The sequence below is a fragment of the Paenibacillus sp. 3LSP genome (assembly GCF_032465655.1).
Taxonomy (GTDB): Bacteria; Bacillota; Bacilli; order Paenibacillales; family Paenibacillaceae; genus Fontibacillus; species Fontibacillus barengoltzii.
The window spans coordinates 1-19,980 of the sequence record NZ_JAWDJI010000155.1; the positions used below are offsets into that span (position 1 = coordinate 1).

Genomic DNA, 19,980 nt, shown 5'->3' on the forward strand with positions numbered 1-19,980 from the left:
GCCTTGGCGCTACCGCAACAAGGCGCAGGTGCCCGTCGGCGTCGTCGACGGCGCACTGGTCGGCGGCTTCTACGCCCGCGGCAGCCATCGCATCATCGACATGGAGACGTGCCTGATTCAGCACGAGAGCAACGATGATGTGATCCGCCGCGTCAAAGCCATCGGCCGCCGTCTGGGCATCACCGCCTACGACGAAGAGACAGGCCAGGGCCTGCTTCGCCACGTCGTCGTGAAGGTGGGCTTCCGCACCGGCGAAATGATGCTGGTGCTGGTCACCAACGGCGATCAGATCCCCCGTGAAGAGGAGTGGATCGCGGCGATCCGCGAAGAGCTCCCGTCCGTGGTGAGCATCTGCCAGAACGTCAATACACGGCAGACGAACGTTATCTTTGGCGACGTCACCCGCGTCCTGTGGGGGCGCGAAGTGATCTATGACTATATCGGGGACGTGAAGTTTGCGATCTCGGCGCGTTCTTTTTACCAAGTGAACCCGGTCCAGACAGAAGTCCTCTACGGCAAAACGGTCGAATACGCCGGTCTCACCGGCCAAGAAACGGTCATCGACGCTTATTGCGGCATCGGCACGATCTCGTTGTTCCTGGCGCAACACGCGAAGCGAGTATATGGCGTGGAGATTGTCAAAGAGGCGATCGAAGACGCTCGCGTCAACGCCAAGCTGAACGGGATGAACCATGTCACCTTTGAGGTCGGTGCCTCCGAAGACGTTATCCCCGCCTGGAAAGAGCAGGGCATCGAAGCCGACGTCATCGTCGTCGACCCGCCCCGCAAAGGCTGCGACCCGCGCCTGCTGGAGACGATCCTTGAGATGAAGCCCGAGCGCGTAGTTTACGTATCGTGCAATCCAGCGACGCTAGCTCGCGACCTGCGCATCCTGGAGGACGGCGGGTATCGGACCGTTGAGGTCACGCCGGTGGATATGTTCCCGCATTCGGTGCATGTGGAGTGCGTGGTAGGGATATATCGGAAGGATTTAACCGCAAGCCATGTACGATAACCAATAGAAAGGACGAATGATTTATATGCAAGCTTTACTCGAGTCCATTCGCTATAATGAGGGGAAGTTTCCTCGGAAAGAGCTGCAGCAACTGATTGATAATAAAGAGGAAGCGATCCCGCATCTTCTTGCCATTGTCGAGGAGGTTATTAACCATCCCGACGCCTATCTCGACGAACCATCGCGTATTGATCTCATATATTCCCTCTACTTGTTAGCTCAATTTCGCGAAACACGGTTATATCCGTTGTTCATCCAGTTTTTGAATTTGCCGGAAGCGGATATGGATGCTTTTTTGGGCGATGTGGTTACTGAAGGTGTGGGTCGGATACTTGCTTCCGTATATTCGGATGATATCACCCCTGTCCAAAAAATAATCGAGAACGAGGAACTCGACGAATTTATTCGTGGACAAGGCTTGCATGCACTGTCCATTCTTGTATTGCACGGGCGTTTGGAACGGGAGTGGGTTATTGATTATTTCAGGGGACTGCTTGAAGAGAAATGTTCAGAGGAATATCCGACGTTTAACGCTCAAATTATTAGCAGTTTAGCAGATTTATATGGGCAGGAAGCTTATGACGTGATGAAACGTGCCTACGAAAAGCAGCTTGTAGATACGATGATGATCGAGCTGGATGACGTTGAACGAATACTAAAAATGCCTATGGATGTCGTACTTGAGAATCATAGGAAAGATCATCATTTTCAGTTTATTGAGGATACCATTAAGGAATTGGAATGGTGGGCTTGTTTCGAGCAAGAAAGGAAAAAGCCACCGTTATTATCTAAAGTCTGGACAAATAAGGATAACATTTACCCGAAACCAACGAATCCAGCAATCAAGGTTGAAAAAATCGGTCGCAATGACCCTTGCACTTGCGGTAGCGGCAAGAAATATAAGAAATGCTGCGGAAAGTGATGTTGCTCAAAACTAAAAGTGCGTGGTAAGGATATATCGGGAGGATTGAAATATCATGGACAAGGTTAAATTGGACAGCCAAACTCAACAAGAATTAGATGATCTCATGCAAAAAGGCTACAAACTGTCGATGTCTGGTGATGCTGAAGGCGCTGCTTCTGTGTGGATTGAGCTTTGGAAGAAAGCCTTAGATACCATGGAAACGTATAATTTGGAATCTGTCGAAGAATTGGACAAGTCTTTCCACGGTATGCAGTGTTTTTTCAATTGGGCTTCTGATTTCGATCTGGAATTGGAGAACGTGGGGAGAAAGAATAGCGATTTCCTTCAGCACAGAATTGATTTTTGCAGAGAATATGTGGCAAGATCTGAGGATGCGTGTGAAGGTAATATTCTAAATATGAAGAGGGCGATTGCTGAGTCATACTTCGAGCTAGGACAAGCAGATGAAGGAGAAAATCTTTTCAAAGAGTACCTTCAACAATATCCGACTTGGGGTTGGGGATGGATTGGATGGTCTGATCAATATTGGCTTTTTGCAAAAGAGGACAACAAAAATAGTGAAAAAGCTATTGAAATCTTAAAACAAGCTTTAGAAGTAGACGGGCTCGAAGATCGGTTTGATGTATTGGATAGGTTATCCGATATTTATACGGAATTAGGAATGTTAGAGGAAGCAGGGGTTGTTGGCCAACAAATCATAGATGGCATGCGGGAAAAGAATGCTCAAAGATCGAAAGTATCTTTACCGCCGATTCAAAAGGCTGTTCCCGTCAATCGTACAAAGATTGGGCGTAACGAGCCATGTCCTTGCGGACGCGGTCTGAAGTATAAGAAATGCTGCGGAAAATAACAGGATAGTGAATTGAAGTGAAAGCAACAGACTATAAATTGATTGTCGCTCCCAACTATTCGCCTATTGAATCGTTTGAGAATGAAGAGCTTTATCGTCATGGGATTTTTGAATGGAACATTTCGAGGATCATCAAGTATATTGCGAAAAACGAATGCAATATTCTCCATTCTGTAATTGCTGTTGAAAAAGAGTTTCCATCAGGTTCATTAAACCCAAGTCATGTGGATAGCGTTGATCTATCCATTCCAATAATCCAAGCGGAGATCATTCCGGGTACGTTTATCGTGATTGATGGCCATCATCGCATTGCCAAGGCGAGGAAAAATCGTGTGCCGCAACTTAAAAGCTATAAGTTGACTGTTGCCCAGCACATTTTGTTCTTTACATCGATGAAAAGTTATATCGCATTCGTAGAATACTGGAACTCTAAAGCTCATGATATGAGGTAAAAAGATGATCACGATACAATGCACAAAAAAACTGGCTGCCGAATTTGATGTTTCCTTATTTAAAGAAAAGCCGGAGCATGCTAATCCTCTGTATTGTTGGCATGCTCATTTATTTGCATTTCATCGTCGCAAGTGTGTATTGGTTATGAATAACGAAACCAGATACAATTTTGTGATGTTTGGCTTGGTGAAGGTTGATTTTAAACAATTCCCTAATCTGTTCGTAAAGCACATTTCCCGCAATTTACTTGCGGATGGAATGGAGCAAGCATTGGTAGATAAATATACTCAGAATTGTAGAGATGTCAGTTTTGCCTCGACAAGTGATAGAAGTATTATTGGTCAAATCAATGAAATGATTATGGTTGCTAAATATGAGATGGAAGGCAACCTGGACGAATTCGGTGATCCTAGAAATGATCAAGTCAATCGAATGTTAAACAGGTATGCCTTTCTCAAGCTGCCCCAATTATATTCCGGCGAAACCATGCACGATGTTTTACAAAATTTATAGATGTCTATAGTAATCCACTCTTTATTACCTCCACTTTCGGGAGGTTTTTTCATGCGAACATATACTCGCTGACAGGAAGTTGACGGTGACATGATGTATAATAGTGAAAACGATCTGTCGAATAAAGGATTTTCCAGTAGGATTGTGGAATAAATCTAATGGACTATTACAACGATAGGAGTTACATACATATGGCAAAAGAGAATCTTGTTACAAGTTTAGAAGACAAACTATGGGCAGCAGCCGACAAGTTAAGAGGCAGTATCGCTTCTTCCAAATATAAAGATGTCGTACTTGGCATCATCTTTCTTAAATACATCTCTGATCGCTTTGACCAACGGTACAACGAGCTTGTGGCAGAAGGCGACGGATTTGAAGATGACCGCGATGAATATGAGCGTTTCAATGTATTTTATGTGCCGGAAAAAGCTCGTTGGAAGCATATCATTGAAAACGCAACGAAGCCGAATATCGGTCAAATCATTGATGAAGCGTTTATCGCGATTGAAAAAGAAAACAAAAAGCTTGCCGGAGTTCTGCCCAAGATTTATTCTGGCGCAGATGTTGACCAACGCAGAGTTGGCGAAGTGGTAATGGTGTTTGAGAATGCCAATACCTTACTTATTGAAGAAGACGCGCTCGGTCGTGTCTATGAATACTTCCTTGGCAAATTCGCATTCATGCTCGGGCAAGGCGGCGGCGAATTCTATACTCCTAGCAGCGTAGTAAAACTGCTTGTCGAAATGATCGAACCATACGAAGGAACCATCTATGACCCATGTTGCGGTTCCGGCGGCATGTTTGTTCAGGCACAGAAGTTCGTGAAAGCGCATGGCGGCAATGCCTACAAGTTATCCGTCTATGGTCAAGAACTCAATGCGGAGACTCGCAGACTTGCAACAATGAACCTTGCCATTCGTGGGATCGAAGCAAATCTTGGCAAAATTCATGCGGATACATTTCACGACGATCAATTCAAAGATGAAAAATTTGATTATATTCTAGCCAATCCCCCTTTCAACATCAGCGATTGGGGACAAGAGAGTCTCTTGAACGATCCGCGCTGGAAATGGGGCATTCCGGCGAAAGGCAATGCCAACTATGCTTGGCTCTCTCATATTCTTACGATATTGAAACCGTCCAAAGGTGTCGCTGGTGTTGTGTTGGCGAACGGTTCTTTGTCGTCCCAAACTTCAGGCGAAGGTAATATTCGGGCGAAGTTCATTGAAGAAGATTTGGTCGATTGTATCGTCGCATTGCCGGATAAACTCTTCTTTACCACAGGCATTCCCGTTTGCTTATGGTTCCTGCGCAGAGGCAAGAAACGCAAAGGCGAGGTATTGTTTATCGATGCGCGTGATAAGGGAACGATGATTAGCCGTAAACTGCGTGAACTGGAAGATGCGGACATTACACTGATTGCGGATACTTACCATAAGTGGCTGAATAATGACGGCTATCAAGATGAAGTCGGTTTCTGCAAGTCGGCTACTCTGGAGGATATCCAGAAGCATGACAACGTGCTTACTCCCGGTCGTTATGTTGGAGTGAAAGAAATTATGGATGACGAGCCGTTTGAGGAAAAGATGGAGAAGCTGGTTTCCGAGCTTGCAGATTTGATGTCGGAGTCTTCTGTGCTGGATGAGAAGATTAAGAAGAGTCTGGGGGCTATTGGGTATGAGTTTTGAGAATATTTCGCTCGGAAAGACTTCAATAGAAATAATCGACGGAGACAGAGGCAAAAATTATCCGAAGCAAAATGAGTTCACTGAAAAAGGATATTGCCTTTTTCTAAGTGCAAAAAATGTGACAACTGAAGGGTTTGAATTTAGTGAAAAAAATTTTATTTCTGCAGAAAAAGATTCTTTGCTCAGAAAGGGTAAACTTCAACGTAACGATATCGTGTTAACAACAAGAGGAACTGTTGGTAATGTTGCTTATTATCATAATCGGGTATATTACAACAACATTAGAATAAATTCCGGTATGGTTATATTACGTGTAAATAAGAATGAGTTTTTTCCAGATTTTGTTTATTGGTTATTTCGTTCATCATTAATTCAAAATCAAATTAAGTCGATAAAAACAGGTAGTGCTCAACCACAACTACCTATAATGATAATGAAGAACTTAACTTTAATAAAGCCAGAATTAGATTCTCAACAAAAAATAGCATCCATTCTCTCCACTCTCGACGACAAAATCGAACTCAACAACCGCATGAACAAAGTGCTGGAACAAATGGCTCAGGCGATCTTCAAGCAATGGTTTGTTGATTTCGAGTTCCCGAATGAGAACGGTGAACCTTATAAGTCTAGCGGTGGTGAAATGGAATGGTGTGAGGAACTCGGGAAAGAGATTCCGAAGGGATGGAGAATTGGATGCCTTGCTGATATTGCGGAAATATTAATGGGGCAATCACCAAAGTCCGAGTTTTATAATACAACGGGTGAAGGATTGCCTTTCCATCAGGGGGTTGCAAATTACGGTTATCGATATCCAGTTCATAATGTTTTTTGTAGTCACCTTCTACGTGTGGCTAGAAAAGGAAGTATATTAATGAGTGTTCGGGCTCCAGTTGGTAGGCTAAATATTGCTGATCGTGATATTGTAATTGGTCGAGGATTATGCGCTATAACGCCTAAACATAACTACTATTCTTATTTATTCGCATTGTTACAAACAGTATTTGCCGTTGAAGATCGATACGGATCGGGAACAATTTTTAATTCCATCTCAAAAAAGGAACTTGAAAACATAAAAATAATTATCCCTACTATGGAATTAATGAGATTGTTTGATGAAGTAGCTTCATCTTATGACAGTAAAATATCAAATAACTGCAATCAAATATCTTTATTATCTCAAACTAGAGACACCCTTCTCCCCAAACTGATGTCCGGAGAAATCGACGTATCCGAAATTGAACTATAGATTGGCGGTGATTCCATGTTTACCGAAGATAGCCTCGAATCGGTTGTGCTCGAACTGTTGCAGGATGAGCTTGGTTACAATATACAAAACGGCTATGACTTCGTGCGCGACTATCATTCCGTTGTACTTGAAGATGATTTGCGTGAAGCACTTTTTACGCTTAATCCTGAACTTCCTGAAGAAATCATTGAAGCCGCGCTGCGCAAGATTGTCTACATTGACGATGCAAGCTTAATATCTGCGAATCAGCAATTTCTTAGATATCTCATTGAAGGTGTAAGTATTGAAGTTTACGGCGAAGACATCCCCTCCCGCATCGTCAAGGTCATCGACTTTGATCATCCGCACAACAACACATTCAAGGCGATTAATCAGTTCACGGTCATTCACAAAGCTGAAAAGCGACCGGATGTGGTTGTGTTTGTCAATGGCTTGCCTCTCGTTGTGATTGAACTGAAATCAGCGGTTCGAGAAGACGCGACCATTCATGATGGCTATCTTCAGATTAAAACATATCAGGATATCATCAAGCCATTGTTTCATTACAACGCCTTCAGCATTATCAGCGATGGCGTGAATGCCCGATTCGGCTCCATTACCGCTGACTACGACCGTTACATGCAGTGGAAGCAAGTGGATCGCAACTCCCCTATTATCGATGAACCGCATATTGCCCAAATCGGTACACTGATGAAAGGAATGCTGAACAAGGAGCGTCTGCTGGACATTGTTCGCAACTTTACGTTCTTTTCCGGTGGCAAAGCCAAAATCATAGCCGGTTATCATCAATATTTCGGCATGAACAAAGCCATTGACAGTGTTATTCGTGCAATAGATGGCGATAAGCGCGGCGGTGTCGTTTGGCATACGCAAGGATCAGGGAAATCTTTTTCGATGGTTTTTCTGTCTGCCGGACTTATTCAGCGATTGAATAATCCTACGATTGTTGTGGTTACGGATCGAAACGACCTCGATGAACAAATTCATGGCACATTCAGCAGCGCGGCGGATTTCCTGCGGCAAGCGCCAGTTCGTGCGGAATCGCGGGAGAATCTTATTGAGCTGTTGGAGAATCGTTCGGTTGGCGGCATCTTTTTTACAACCATTCAAAAGTTCACCGAGGAAACCGGTCTGCTCTCGAATCGTCATGATATTATCGTGATCGCGGACGAAGCGCATCGCTCCCAGTATGGTATCGATCCTGATATCAAGATTGACAAGAAGACACTCGAAGCAGAGCTTGTATATGGTTATGCGAAATATTTGCGAGATGCGCTGCCGAATGCCACTTTCATCGGTTTTACTGGTACTCCCATCGATTCCAACGACAAATCAACCATCGGCGTATTTGGCGAACTGATTGATGTGTACGATATGACACAAGCGAAGCTGGACGGAGCAACCGTCGATTTGCATTATGAGAACCGGCTGGCTAAGGTGCATCTGGATGAAACCATCCTCGATCAGATTGACCAAGAGGTTGCCAATATTCAAACGCAAGGTTTGACTCCTGAAAAAATTGAGAAGCTGAAAAAAGATCTTGTCACGATGGAAGCCGTCATCGGGGATGAAGACCGGCTCAATCTGGTCGTAGACGATATACTCGCCCACTACGAGATTCGAAAAAACATGCTCAAGGGTAAAGCCATGATTGTCGCCTATTCCAGAAAAATCGCCTACCGTATGTACCAGCTCATCAAGGAAAAAGCTCCTGAACTTGCTCCGAAGATCGGATTGGTGATGACAGACAGCAATAAAGATGATCAGGAAATGCGGGATGTCGTTGGCAACAAACAGCATCGGCAAGCTCTTGCCAATCAATTCAAAGATGAGAACAGCGACTTTAAAATCGCTATTGTTGTCGATATGTGGTTAACTGGCTTCGATGTCCCCTGCTTGGACACCATGTATATTGACAAAATCATGAAAGAACACAACCTGATGCAAGCCATTGCAAGGGTGAATCGCGTATATAAAAATAAACAAGCCGGACTAATCGTCGATTACATCGGATTGGGCAAATATTTAAAAGAAGCGCTGAACACATATACCAATCGTGACCGCAACAGCATTCCCGAAATTGAAAAGGCGAAAGAAATACTCTTAACCGAAATGGAAATATTGGACGGCATGTTTCATGGATTTGATTTCAGCCAGTACATGAATGCTACCCCGAAAGAACGGTTTGAACTGATACAAGACGGAGTGGAGCATGTACTGAAGGAACGTGCCAAGGAAGTCTTCCTGAAACATGTAGCACGACTTCAAAGTGCATATAATATCTGTGCAACAGCGCTGGATTGGACAATGAGAGTAAAGGTGAGTTTTTTCATTGCAGTGAAATCATTTATCGTCAAAGTCGAACGTGATGGCATGCCAGATGTAGAAGCCTTCAAACAAAAAATTGCCGACATGATAGAGCAAGCGATTATTCGTGACGGTGACGAAGTAGTGTCCATTACTGCGCAGAAAGAAAAAAGCCTATTGTCTGTGGAAAATTTGCAAAAAATCATGGCGATGAAACGGAAAAATGTCGCTGCCACCATTCTCAAAAAACTGCTTGAGGATAAAATCAAATGGTTTGAGCAAACCAATATCGTTCGTTCTGGATTTTTTTCAGAGAAACTTAAAAATATTGTTGAACGGTACAATCAGGCGGAAGATATCAATGTCTTGATTACCGAGATGATCGATATGGCTAAAGAAATCGAAGCGGCCATCAACGAAGGTGTTGACATGCAGTTAACGCCGGAAGAACAAGCCTTTTATGATGCACTGGCGAAACCGGAACTCGTCAAAGTACATTACACATCCGATGTGCTAAGAGAGATGGCGAAGAAACTCATTGAACTCATTGCAGAAAACAGGACGCCTGACTGGTATAGACGCAATGATGCCCGAGCCAATATGCGATCACTGATCAAACGCCTCTTGAAAAAATACAAATACCCGCCGGATGAGATTCCCGATGCAACCGAACTGGTTATCAAACAGGCGGAGTTGCAGATGAAGTATAATCTATACAACTCGCAGACATATCAAACAAGTTACCCCATAGCCGCTGAAGGTAAGGGGATATATCAGGCATAACTGCAACCATATTAAGGAGGCAATCATCATGACAGATATCAAATATTCGATCAACAAACACATCGGCACTCTATCCGAATCTGCAAAAGGCTGGAAAAAGGAGCTCAATCTTATCTCATGGAACGATCGTGAACCAAAATATGATATCCGCGAATGGTCGCCGGAGCGTGAGAAGATGGGCAAAGGTGTCACTTTGTCGAAGGAAGAGATTATTGCGCTGCGGGATTTGTTGAATGGATTGGAGTTATAGAGAAGATATCTGAAAATGTAAGGAGGAGGAAGTCGATATGGCCAAAATAAAGGTGGCAGATTTTTATTACGGTGCTGTACTGTCAATGTTATTTAATAAACATATTAACCCGGCATTGTTAGAGAGTAATGATGATCGTCAAATATATGATCTGACGACTAATAAAGGTGATTTAAGATTGTTTATTAAGTATCGTGCGGACAGGCAGAAGACTAAGACTCCTGATTATTACAGTTGGCTATTTACATTAACCGAAAGCGATATACAGGAAATAATCAGCTATTTAGATGCGGGTCACAATCTCGTTGTTGCTCTCGTATGTGGTGTAGCCGGTCTGTCAGAAAGCGAAATTGCTCTATTAAATAAAGATGAAATTAAACAGATCATTGATCTTCAGAAATCGTCAATTACAATTAGTCGCAGAAAGAACGAACGTGCATTCAGAATTGCAGTTGGCGGTGGAAGGGACAATTCAATTCAAGTTAAGACCAATAGATTCGATGAGTTAATTGTAAGCTAGCTTAACTCGAACGAGAGAAGATGGGCAAGGGTGTCACTTTGTCGAAGGAAGAGATTTGTACCTCTGTCAATAGATTGGACATAAAGAATCGAGAAAATCAAGATGCTTTCAGGAACCTACGCTCATACTGATTTGGCGATTTGTATCCAAGCGTTGAATGGATCCGAACGCCATTGTAGAAGCATGTGATGTACTCAAAGATCCGCTTTCTAGCTTGCTCACGCGTTTTGAATTTTTCCAGGTAAATGAGTTCTTTTTTCAATACGCTGTGAAAGGATTCAATACAGGCGTTGTCATAACAATTTCCTTTGCGGCTCATGCTGCCGATCATGTGATACTGTTTCAGCCGAGCCTGATAATCGTGGGAGGCGTACTGGCTCCCGCGGTCGGAATGATGAATTAAACCTTTCCCTGGCTTGCGCTGATGGTAGGCTTGATCTAGCGCACCGATGACAAGTTCCTTGGTCATTCGCTCGCCCATCTGAAAGCCGACGATCCTGCGGCTATACAGATCCATAACGCTAGCCAGGTACAACCAACCTTCGTCAGTCGGACAGTATGTAATGTCCGTCACCCATGCCTGATTAGGCGCCAGCGGAAGGAAATTGCGGTTCAAAATATTGTCTGCTACAGGCAGGTTATGATTGGAGTTGGTTGTCGCCTTGTACTTCTTGACGGTACGGGATTTGAGCCCCATTTCCTTCATCAGCCGTGCGACAGTCTTTTCGGATACCTGTACCCCTTCTTCTCGCAGGACAGCTGTGATCTTCGGACTACCATAGAGTCGACGGGAGCCTATGAAGATCCGTTTAATCCGCTTCTTGAGCTTCTCACGACGTCGAGTCCGCTTATTGACTTGCCCCCTGCGTTTGATCCATGCGTAGTAGCCGCTTCGTTTAATCTGAAACACTTCGCACATCTTCGCGACACGGAACTCGAAGCGGTGTTCGTAAACGAACGGATAAATCAGCGCCGGTCTTTTGCGAAGAAGTGCATCGCCTTTTTTAGGATTTCATTTTCCTCCTGCAGATCACGGATTTTCTTTTGCATCTCGCGGTACGCTTTATCGTCCGCTTTCAGGTTTCCGCTGCCGGGGAATGATTGGTCGCCATTCTGATTAAACTCTGCAATCCAGCGATAGAGAGTATTCACATGTAAACCGAGTTCGCGAGCTGCTTGAGCGACCGGTTTGCCCTCCTCCTGGATCATCTGCACGGTTTGTGTCTTGAACGCCTTGTCATACTTTTTTGTCATTTTCGGACACCTCGAATGTTGATGTTTTTATTCTCGCATTCTCGGTTCCTTGTGTCCACAATCTAGTCTAGCTCTAAGGTTACCTGTTAAATAACTGATAAATAGGAAATTAAGGAGATGACTTATGAAATTATATTCTGAAAGGCATGGTATAAGAGCCCCACTGGAAAAGACATATTCGATTAACAAAGATATGTATTCATTACTTTTAGATTGCTGTAAAAGATATCAAAAAAACTTAACACATATTTTCACTCTAAATTGTCATCATGACTTTACAGATAGTGACTATGTTGCATTTGATGAAAAAGGATTTGTAACTAGAATTAAAATAAGAATCCCGACTCTATTTCGGGATGAGTACGATAGAATTTGTGCCCCGGCATATGACGATGAATATGACCAGTATGCACTTTTAGATCTTATTGAGTTCTTTGCACAAAATATTAAGGATATCTCAGAACGATGGAATAATGAGAGATACCGAAACTATCAAACGATAGATTGCTATAATTCTTCAGATGTATTTGAAAATTTCCAGGAGGCAATAAATGAAATATTTACTGAGTCGGGGCTACTTTATGAACTTAAAGATGAAAAAATTATAGAAAGAATTATTGAAAACAGTCCACTTACAACGGAAATTGAAAATAATTTTGCAGCAGTACATGAGGTAGGCACAAGAGAGTTGTTGAAAGATGCTGTTGCATTATATAAGACACCAAATCCTACAGCACGACAAGATTCAGTGGAAAAGATATGGGATGCGTTAGAACGTCTAAAAACTTACTATACAACATTAGGTAAGAAACGATCATCAGAAAAAATAGTAAATGATATGGCAAACGGAAATGATGATTTTGCCGATTTGTTTAATAATGAATTTAAGGTGTTGACGGACATTGGAAATAAATATCGCATACGGCATCATGAAACTGATAGGATTGATATTACTGATGTCCGTTATTACGACTATTTTTTCAATCGTTGTTTATCACTAATTGCACTTGCTATACAATATTTGATGTAAAAGAAATACTGATTATGTACTATTCCTTTGATAAAGGAAAATTCGACAAAACCGTAGATGTGTTGTTAGGCTGAAATGAAAATCAAACTACATATTCTTACATTTAACAACGTGATGACAATTGAATAAAGAAGCAGAAACCGTAATTGGAAAAATGAAAGGTGATTTAAGATGTCGGGTCTATTGACTTTCTCGGCTTTACCCCCAAGGAGATTGATAACCTAAAAATAAAATTCAACCAGATATTCAGATATAACGCAAACTAAAAGAAAGGGAGGGAGTATAACAGCATGAATCAAGCAGAAGGAACAGACCGATTCGTTCTTAGAATGAGTGTTGCTGACGATGGGTTTAGCTTTTCATCTTCCATCGAAACAGCATTAATATCTGCGGAAACTGAAATTCAGAGTCTGAAAGAGACAATCATGTCAGTTGAGAGTCTTAGACCGAACTGTGATAAGTTGGATTATGCGTTGGCTGCAAGTTCAGGAGTTCTCTGTGGCATCATTGATATTTTCCTTGTTGGAAAACCCGGAGAGTCACCGGCTGGAAATGTTACCGATAAGTGGTTTGCAAATCGGACAACTGATTTCGCTAAACTTTGCGGATGGGAAGGCAAAGGGAATGATTCACTGTCATCAGCAATTAGCTTTCTTGAGAAGAAATTTAAAATCCCATATGACCAGCGCGGAGCCGGTGATGCTGGAAGTATAGTATTTGACTTGACTCCTTCAAATCATCATTTCAAATCACTTGGCCATAATCCGACTTTGCTTGGTTTGTTTTTTTCGATATTAGATCAGTTTACAAATCAATCGCACTTTGTTTCCGGAGGAGAACTGATATCTTTACAGAATGCTGATGGAAAATTTGAACTTCGCGGCAATAATGTTCCAGAAAAATTATTTTGTGGTTTCGTCAACTGGTTTGGCCATTTGATTTCCGATATGTCTGGATCATCCAGCAGTAAAGGTCGAGGTATGGGAATACCTTCTCCGTTTTGGGCATGGACGAACGATATTATTGCAATAAAGAGGAAACTGAACATTCCCGTTTCACAGTTTGACAACACAATAAATGAGCTGGCTCTGAGCATATACAAAGAAGGATACGATATCCGCTTTCAAGCCACTCAGGTCATTCCAGTATTCATCAATGAAATCATTGTCAGGTTGGTATATGCGATAAGGCGATTGGTAAAATACTTCGTAACAACAGAGAAAGAAGAACGTTCGGCATCCGCTATGTGGAAAGCTTGTGAGCCATTCTCAAATCCCACCGTAAAAAGAATGCTTACAATAGCGCACGGCACCTTCTGCATGATGGATCTCGGCGATGCAACCATACGGGCGTTCATAACCGGAGGCGGTACTTTCAATGGGACTGAATTTTTCCTTCGGCTTAACATAGTGGGAGTGGGACGTTTCACGATTTCATTGTATGGCGAAGCAAAGCGGGCTGTTTTAATACGAAAAGCTGAGTCCGAAGCTCAGTTTGCAAGAAGAGAAATAACCATCGTAGAAAACTATCTGAGCGGACTCTCGTTATTATCCGAGTTATACGATGATAAGGATCTTGTAGATTTTGTTGATGACTTTAAGAACAGTGATATGTATGTTCAGGCATTCCAGAAATCTGCCCGGTTGGCAGAACTCAGAAAGGTCCCTGATAATAATATACTTAGGACAAAATCCGATATAGATTCATATTTTGGGGGTAACAGACAATGAACAAGAAAAAATCGAGGTTAAAACTTGCCCAAGAGCAGGCAGAATCGGCTATCAAGAAAACAAATGAAAAAATAGGCGAGTTGGGCGCATACACAAGCCAGCTTTATGATGAACTAAACACCATACAAGAACTCTTTGACGGTATTAGAAATGTTCCAAGCGAGAAGCGATTAGAGTATGAAAAACTGAAAAAAATCCGTCTGAACTGGAAGCAGCAAGCAGAAAAGATTGAATCAGATTACAAAAATGCCGCCGCAAAAAATGCTGGGAAAGGTGCTGCAGGTGTAGGCATCGGAGTCGCAGTTGCGGCCCTTGGCCCTACTGCCGCAATGGGAATTGCGACAACGTTTGGTATTGCTTCAACAGGAACAGCTATATCTACATTGAGTGGTGCGGCAGCTACCAACGCGGCATTAGCTTGGTTGGGCGGAGGTGCGCTTGAGGCTGGTGGTGGAGGAATGGCTGCCGGAAATGCATTCCTGGCTCTTGCCGGACCTGTCGGTTGGGCGATTGCCGGAGTTGCACTTGTGGGCAGCGGGCTTCTGTTATGGAAAGGGAAAAGCAATCAGAACCGTCTTGAGAATATTTTTACCCTCATCAGCAAGCGTGATGTTACATCATACGAACTTGCTATTGTAGAAATAAATGAGCGTATAAGCCGCATAAAAGATGAAAGCCAAAAACTCAATTTTGCAAGCGAAAGAACAAGAGCATTTGGCCTAGACTACAACTTAATGACAGAGGCACAGCAATACGAATTGGGTTCTTATGTAAATCTGATGAATGCCTCTACTCAATTGTTGGTTAATCCGATAACTGGATTGCAACCAAAATACGACATAGATGATCTAAAGGAATACATAGCTTTCAGTAAAAAGAGGTTTGATGATAAGCAGAAATCTTTGATTGTTTCTCTCTCCAATCTCTTGTTTAAGATAAATCTTGATGAAAAAGATAAGACACTATTATGGAAGTCTTTCAAAGGAAACAAGAAGTTCTTGTCTTCGATAGAAATGTCAAAGGGGGATTTTGAATTTTCAATTATTGAAACAGTAACTGATGCTCTTAAGCATAAGTATCGTTTAGAAAAAGGTTGATAGCAATACTCAGATACTGGGGAAATACTTGCCTATAAATGTTTGGAGTGAGCCATTTAAATCGACAGAGCAGTAGTGAACATTCTTTATATTTTACGAGCGTAATGGATATGTTCCCGTCTACCGATAGCCCCAAAAACGCAGTGGATATGTTCCCGAGAACGGACATACTCAAATGACATTCATTCTGTCCTCTCGAGCCATGTGGAGTGCGTGGTAGGGATATATCGGAAGGATTTAACCGCAAGCCATGTACGATAACCAATAGAAAGGACGAATGATTTATATGCAAGCTTTACTCGAGTCCATTCGCTATAATGAGGGGAAGTTTCCTCGGAAAGAGCTGCAGCAACTGATTGATAATAAAGAGGAAGCGATCCCGCATCTTCTTGCCATTGTCGAGGAGGTTATTAACCATCCCGACGCCTATCTCGACGAACCATCGCGTATTGATCTCATATATTCCCTCTACTTGTTAGCTCAATTTCGCGAAACACGGTTATATCCGTTGTTCATCCAGTTTTTGAATTTGCCGGAAGCGGATATGGATGCTTTTTTGGGCGATGTGGTTACTGAAGGTGTGGGTCGGATACTTGCTTCCGTATATTCGGATGATATCACCCCTGTCCAAAAAATAATCGAGAACGAGGAACTCGACGAATTTATTCGTGGACAAGGCTTGCATGCACTGTCCATTCTTGTATTGCACGGGCGTTTGGAACGGGAGTGGGTTATTGATTATTTCAGGGGACTGCTTGAAGAGAAATGTTCAGAGGAATATCCGACGTTTAACGCTCAAATTATTAGCAGTTTAGCAGATTTATATGGGCAGGAAGCTTATGACGTGATGAAACGTGCCTACGAAAAGCAGCTTGTAGATACGATGATGATCGAGCTGGATGACGTTGAACGAATACTAAAAATGCCTATGGATGTCGTACTTGAGAATCATAGGAAAGATCATCATTTTCAGTTTATTGAGGATACCATTAAGGAATTGGAATGGTGGGCTTGTTTCGAGCAAGAAAGGAAAAAGCCACCGTTATTATCTAAAGTCTGGACAAATAAGGATAACATTTACCCGAAACCAACGAATCCAGCAATCAAGGTTGAAAAAATCGGTCGCAATGACCCTTGCACTTGCGGTAGCGGCAAGAAATATAAGAAATGCTGCGGAAAGTGATGTTGCTCAAAACTAAAAGTGCGTGGTAAGGATATATCGGGAGGATTGAACGTCCCAACTAACATTTGATCAAAGGGAAAAAATATGCGATAATTGCACCAAAACATCCGCTCGACGCATTGATTAGCGGATAATGAGGTGCATTTTTTTGTTGTCACTATCTGAAATAAAACGTCATTTCTACAGTCATAATGGAGTCATGATGACAGCTGAACTGAGGGCTTTGGGGATATCAAGTCGTCAATTACTGCGGTTGGTCAATGATGGTGTTCTTGAAAAAATAAAGCAGGGCACTTACCAACTTTCGGATCAATTGTTGCCGGAAGAAACATTGATTGCAAGGCTTTTTCCAACAGCAGTCCTATATTTGGAAAGTGCTTTAGTGCAGTACGGTTACACTGACAGAATTCCCTCGGCGTGGAATCTGGCTGTGGATAAGAACATTTCAAAATCAATTTTTAACATCGCCTATCCTCCAGTTAAACCTTATTATTTAGAGAGCCATATTCTGTCCATCGGTATTTCTCAAATTGAAATTGGGGATGTAGAGTTGCGTATCTATGACAGGGATCGCACTCTATGTGATGTGTTGAGAAATTACAATAAACTGGATAGGGAAATTGTTAATACAGCAATCCAAAGGTACTTGAAAGATAATCAGCGGAACATAAATCGATTGTTAGAATATGCAGAGAAACTCAGGGTTACAAGTAAGGTTAAAAGCTACATCGGAGTGTGGTTATAGATGGCAGATCAAGCGGCTTCCGTATTGGCTCGACTTAAAGCAAAGGCTCAAGAACGAGGGTTACAGCTGCAACTTTTACTCAACTTGTTCTGCCAAGAGGAGTTTCTTCGCCGAATTTCAAATTCTGCGTACAGCGACCAGCTTGTCTTAAAAGGAGCCATTCCTGTAATGAAGTAATTTGCTCTTTGAAAACAAAAAGCGCCTCCTGTATGCTGGGTCTTGGAATGGTCGACATTCACTGCCCTAATTAGAAGGAGGACGCTCAACATGAAGTATAAACTGAAACAGAAGCAGAATCAACGAATTACACGAATTACCGAATCGACACTGGTGGTCGGTGCAGATATTGCGAAGAAGGTTCACGTCGCGCGGGCCGTAGATTTCCGTGGGATTGAACTCGGTAAGGACTGTGTATTCCATAACGATCAGGAAGGGCTTTCGAAGCTGACGGCGTGGATGAAGGAGCTTGGGCAAGCACAAGGGAAGACGGACATTGTGTTTGGCATTGAGCCTACTGGACACTACTGGTTTCCATTGGCGGCATTTCTGCAAGCCCAAGACATTCAAGTCGTTGTCGTCAATCCACTTCATGTCAACAAGACGAAAGAGCTTGAGGATAACTCGCAGACGAAGAGCGACTACAAAGATGCGAAGGTCATCGCAGATCTGATTCGGAACGGGAAATATTCCGATCCGAAGCTGCCAACGAAGGAATACGCGGAACTGCGAATCTTGATGGATTTACGGGAGAAGTTATCAGCTAGCTTGACGCAAGTGAAGGGCCGCATCGGCAACTGGTTTGACCGGTTCTTCCCCGAGTACACTAGCGTATTCAAAGTCTGGGAGGGTAAGGCATCGCTAATGACAATGCGGGCGTTCCCGTTGCCATCGGACATCGTCAACAAGGGAGCTAGAGACGTCCTGGCTCACTGGAAGACGGATGTGAAGCGTGGTGTGGGCATCAAACGCGCGGAGAAGTTAGTAGCGGCCGCCTCGGCCTCAATCGGGTTAACCGAAGGTAGTATGGCAGCGCGAGTAGAGTTAAGCACATTGCTGGGACAATATGACCTATTCAGCAACCAGCTGGAAGAGATTATGGGTAAGGTTCTGGAGATCCTCGAACACATCCCGGGAGCGAAACAAATGCTTTCCGTTCCGGGAGTTGGTGAGATCACCGTAGCCGGATTTCTGGCAGAGGTTGGAGACCTGAACAACTATGATCATGGTCAACAAATTATCCGACTGGCTGGGCTGAATCTCAAAGAAAACAGTTCGGGGAAGCGAAAGGGCAAGACCGGGATTAGCAAGCGCGGGAGATCACGGCTACGAGCACTGCTATTCCGAGCGGTGATGCCGATGGTAGCGAAGAACGAAGCGTTTAAGGCGCTCCATAAGCACTACACGTCGCGCAGCCAAAACCCGCTAAAGAAGAAACAATCGATCATTGCGTTATGTGGAAAACTGATTCGAGTCCTGCATACGCTGGGGACAAAGCAACGAGAGTACAATGCAATTGATGTCATGGGTCCAATGAGGCAGTTCCAGATCCAGCAAGAAGCCGCTTAAACAAGGAAGCAAAGGCCTGTAGATCACTTATTCACATGTGTACAGCTTAGACAACAGAAGCACCGGAGAAGCCGAAGCACTACACACAATAAGGGCAACGACCCCGTAAAGGAGCAAGAATCGGCCTCCACCCCTTGAGAGGTAGAACGAAGGAATGTGAGGGCATAGACCCAGTGTGACATGGGAGGGTAAACCCCAAGGGCAAATGTGGAGATCCACTGTGCGATCATACCAATTATCCACAGTTTTGGAAGAAGGTCATTCCTAAGCTCTGTTCCCGCCTACGCTCTTACAGAAAATCGAGGTGCAGAGTACATTCTCCACCAATATCTCTTAAACTGTCAAAGTTGTAATACTGAGAATGAGTGAGAAAACAGGAGAAAACAATACTTTATAGTGGGAAGATATACAAACGGCATTGAACAAGATAGTGCTGCGTTAGATTGATACCATTGTCCTCTCGACCGCATCGATGTTCGCGAAGAAGAGCTCTCGATATACCTTAATGGTGAATCGAGAGCTCTTCTTTTGCATATTCGGAAACTTGTCGAATGCAGGAGCCTGGAGGGGCTGGTTTAATTCGTGAAATGATGGGTCAGGAATCGGGATGGTGGACTGAAAAATAAAGTATTAGACTAGGAAAAATAAGTTGTAGACTGTGAAATTAAGTTTTAGACTCACACGGTGGTGCTGAACGGGCAGTATACGCGATACAGACTCTGTGGTGTATATAAGCTGGATGCTTATATGAATGGGCTGAAGAAAAAGGAATAGAGTCGTGATACTCTCAGGGAAAGTGAACATAATTCACAATAGTATTCACAA

18 protein-coding genes are annotated in these 19,980 nt (G+C 43.2%); 17 read left to right on the forward strand and 1 reads right to left on the reverse strand.

The features are described 5' to 3' along the window. From rlmD to RW092_RS12800, 10 genes are all read left to right on the forward strand, one after another. Positions 1-1,015: 23S rRNA (uracil(1939)-C(5))-methyltransferase RlmD (rlmD, locus tag RW092_RS12755; protein ID WP_316010369.1), on the forward strand; the 1,015-nt coding region annotated here is incomplete at its 5' end. A gap of 16 nt (positions 1,016-1,031) precedes the next feature. Next, entirely contained in the window at positions 1,032-1,937 is a 906-nt protein-coding gene (locus tag RW092_RS12760; protein ID WP_316010370.1) for a DUF1186 domain-containing protein, read from the forward strand. A gap of 55 nt (positions 1,938-1,992) precedes the next feature. Beyond that, complete coding sequence (locus tag RW092_RS12765) at positions 1,993-2,790, forward strand: SEC-C metal-binding domain-containing protein (protein WP_316010371.1); 798 nt, start codon at positions 1,993-1,995, stop codon at positions 2,788-2,790. Positions 2,791-2,807: 17 nt separating this feature from the next. After that, positions 2,808-3,242 carry a hypothetical protein gene (locus tag RW092_RS12770; protein WP_316010372.1) on the forward strand — a complete coding sequence of 145 codons (435 nt, stop codon included), beginning with the start codon at positions 2,808-2,810 and terminating at the stop codon, positions 3,240-3,242. Positions 3,243-3,246: 4 nt separating this feature from the next. Then, positions 3,247-3,756, forward strand: coding sequence for a DUF6933 domain-containing protein (locus RW092_RS12775; protein ID WP_316010373.1), 510 nt, complete (start codon positions 3,247-3,249; stop codon positions 3,754-3,756). Positions 3,757-3,947: 191 nt separating this feature from the next. Then, on the forward strand, positions 3,948-5,444 hold the full coding sequence (locus RW092_RS12780; protein ID WP_316010374.1) for a type I restriction-modification system subunit M: 1,497 nt from the start codon (positions 3,948-3,950) through the stop codon (positions 5,442-5,444). After that, a complete protein-coding gene (locus RW092_RS12785) occupies positions 5,434-6,690 on the forward strand; it encodes a restriction endonuclease subunit S (protein ID WP_316010375.1) in 1,257 nt (418 codons plus the stop codon). The genes RW092_RS12780 and RW092_RS12785 overlap by 11 nt, the downstream gene beginning before the upstream one ends. Before the next feature lie 15 nt (positions 6,691-6,705). Continuing rightward, positions 6,706-9,780 (forward strand): type I restriction endonuclease subunit R, encoded by a 3,075-nt coding sequence (locus RW092_RS12790; RefSeq protein WP_316010376.1) that lies wholly within the window; start codon positions 6,706-6,708, stop codon positions 9,778-9,780. A gap of 28 nt (positions 9,781-9,808) precedes the next feature. Next, positions 9,809-10,030 (forward strand): YdbC family protein, encoded by a 222-nt coding sequence (locus RW092_RS12795; protein ID WP_316010377.1) that lies wholly within the window; start codon positions 9,809-9,811, stop codon positions 10,028-10,030. Positions 10,031-10,067: 37 nt separating this feature from the next. Then, positions 10,068-10,550 (forward strand): hypothetical protein, encoded by a 483-nt coding sequence (locus RW092_RS12800; protein ID WP_316010378.1) that lies wholly within the window; start codon positions 10,068-10,070, stop codon positions 10,548-10,550. Positions 10,551-10,647: 97 nt separating this feature from the next. Here the strand turns inward: RW092_RS12800 and RW092_RS12805 are convergent. Continuing rightward, a protein-coding gene (locus RW092_RS12805; protein WP_316010379.1) for an IS3 family transposase occupies positions 10,648-11,804 on the reverse strand; the annotation gives its coding sequence in 2 pieces (ribosomal slippage) (positions 10,648-11,549 and positions 11,549-11,804; 1,158 coding nt in all). Positions 11,805-11,928: 124 nt separating this feature from the next. Between RW092_RS12805 and RW092_RS12810 the strand changes: the two genes are divergently transcribed. The 7 genes from RW092_RS12810 (at position 11,929) to RW092_RS12840 (ending at position 19,155) form a co-directional block, all read left to right on the forward strand. After that, a complete protein-coding gene (locus RW092_RS12810) occupies positions 11,929-12,834 on the forward strand; it encodes an AbiJ-NTD4 domain-containing protein (RefSeq protein WP_316010380.1) in 906 nt (301 codons plus the stop codon). A 290-nt stretch (positions 12,835-13,124) separates the two neighbouring features. After that, positions 13,125-14,564 (forward strand): hypothetical protein, encoded by a 1,440-nt coding sequence (locus tag RW092_RS12815; protein WP_316010381.1) that lies wholly within the window; start codon positions 13,125-13,127, stop codon positions 14,562-14,564. Beyond that, positions 14,561-15,661, forward strand: coding sequence for a hypothetical protein (locus RW092_RS12820; protein WP_316010382.1), 1,101 nt, complete (start codon positions 14,561-14,563; stop codon positions 15,659-15,661). The genes RW092_RS12815 and RW092_RS12820 overlap by 4 nt, the downstream gene beginning before the upstream one ends. Before the next feature lie 277 nt (positions 15,662-15,938). Next, complete coding sequence (locus tag RW092_RS12825) at positions 15,939-16,844, forward strand: DUF1186 domain-containing protein (protein WP_316010370.1); 906 nt, start codon at positions 15,939-15,941, stop codon at positions 16,842-16,844. 202 nt (positions 16,845-17,046) lie between these two features. Further along, a complete protein-coding gene (locus RW092_RS12830) occupies positions 17,047-17,589 on the forward strand; it encodes a type IV toxin-antitoxin system AbiEi family antitoxin domain-containing protein (RefSeq protein ID WP_410055537.1) in 543 nt (180 codons plus the stop codon). Further along, the gene (locus tag RW092_RS12835; RefSeq protein ID WP_316010384.1) at positions 17,590-17,766 is read left to right on the forward strand and encodes a hypothetical protein; all 177 of its coding nucleotides are present in this window, start codon (positions 17,590-17,592) and stop codon (positions 17,764-17,766) included. Between the two features lie 90 nt (positions 17,767-17,856). Then, the gene (locus RW092_RS12840; RefSeq protein WP_410055538.1) at positions 17,857-19,155 is read left to right on the forward strand and encodes an IS110 family RNA-guided transposase; all 1,299 of its coding nucleotides are present in this window, start codon (positions 17,857-17,859) and stop codon (positions 19,153-19,155) included. Positions 19,156-19,980: the final 825 nt, after the last annotated feature.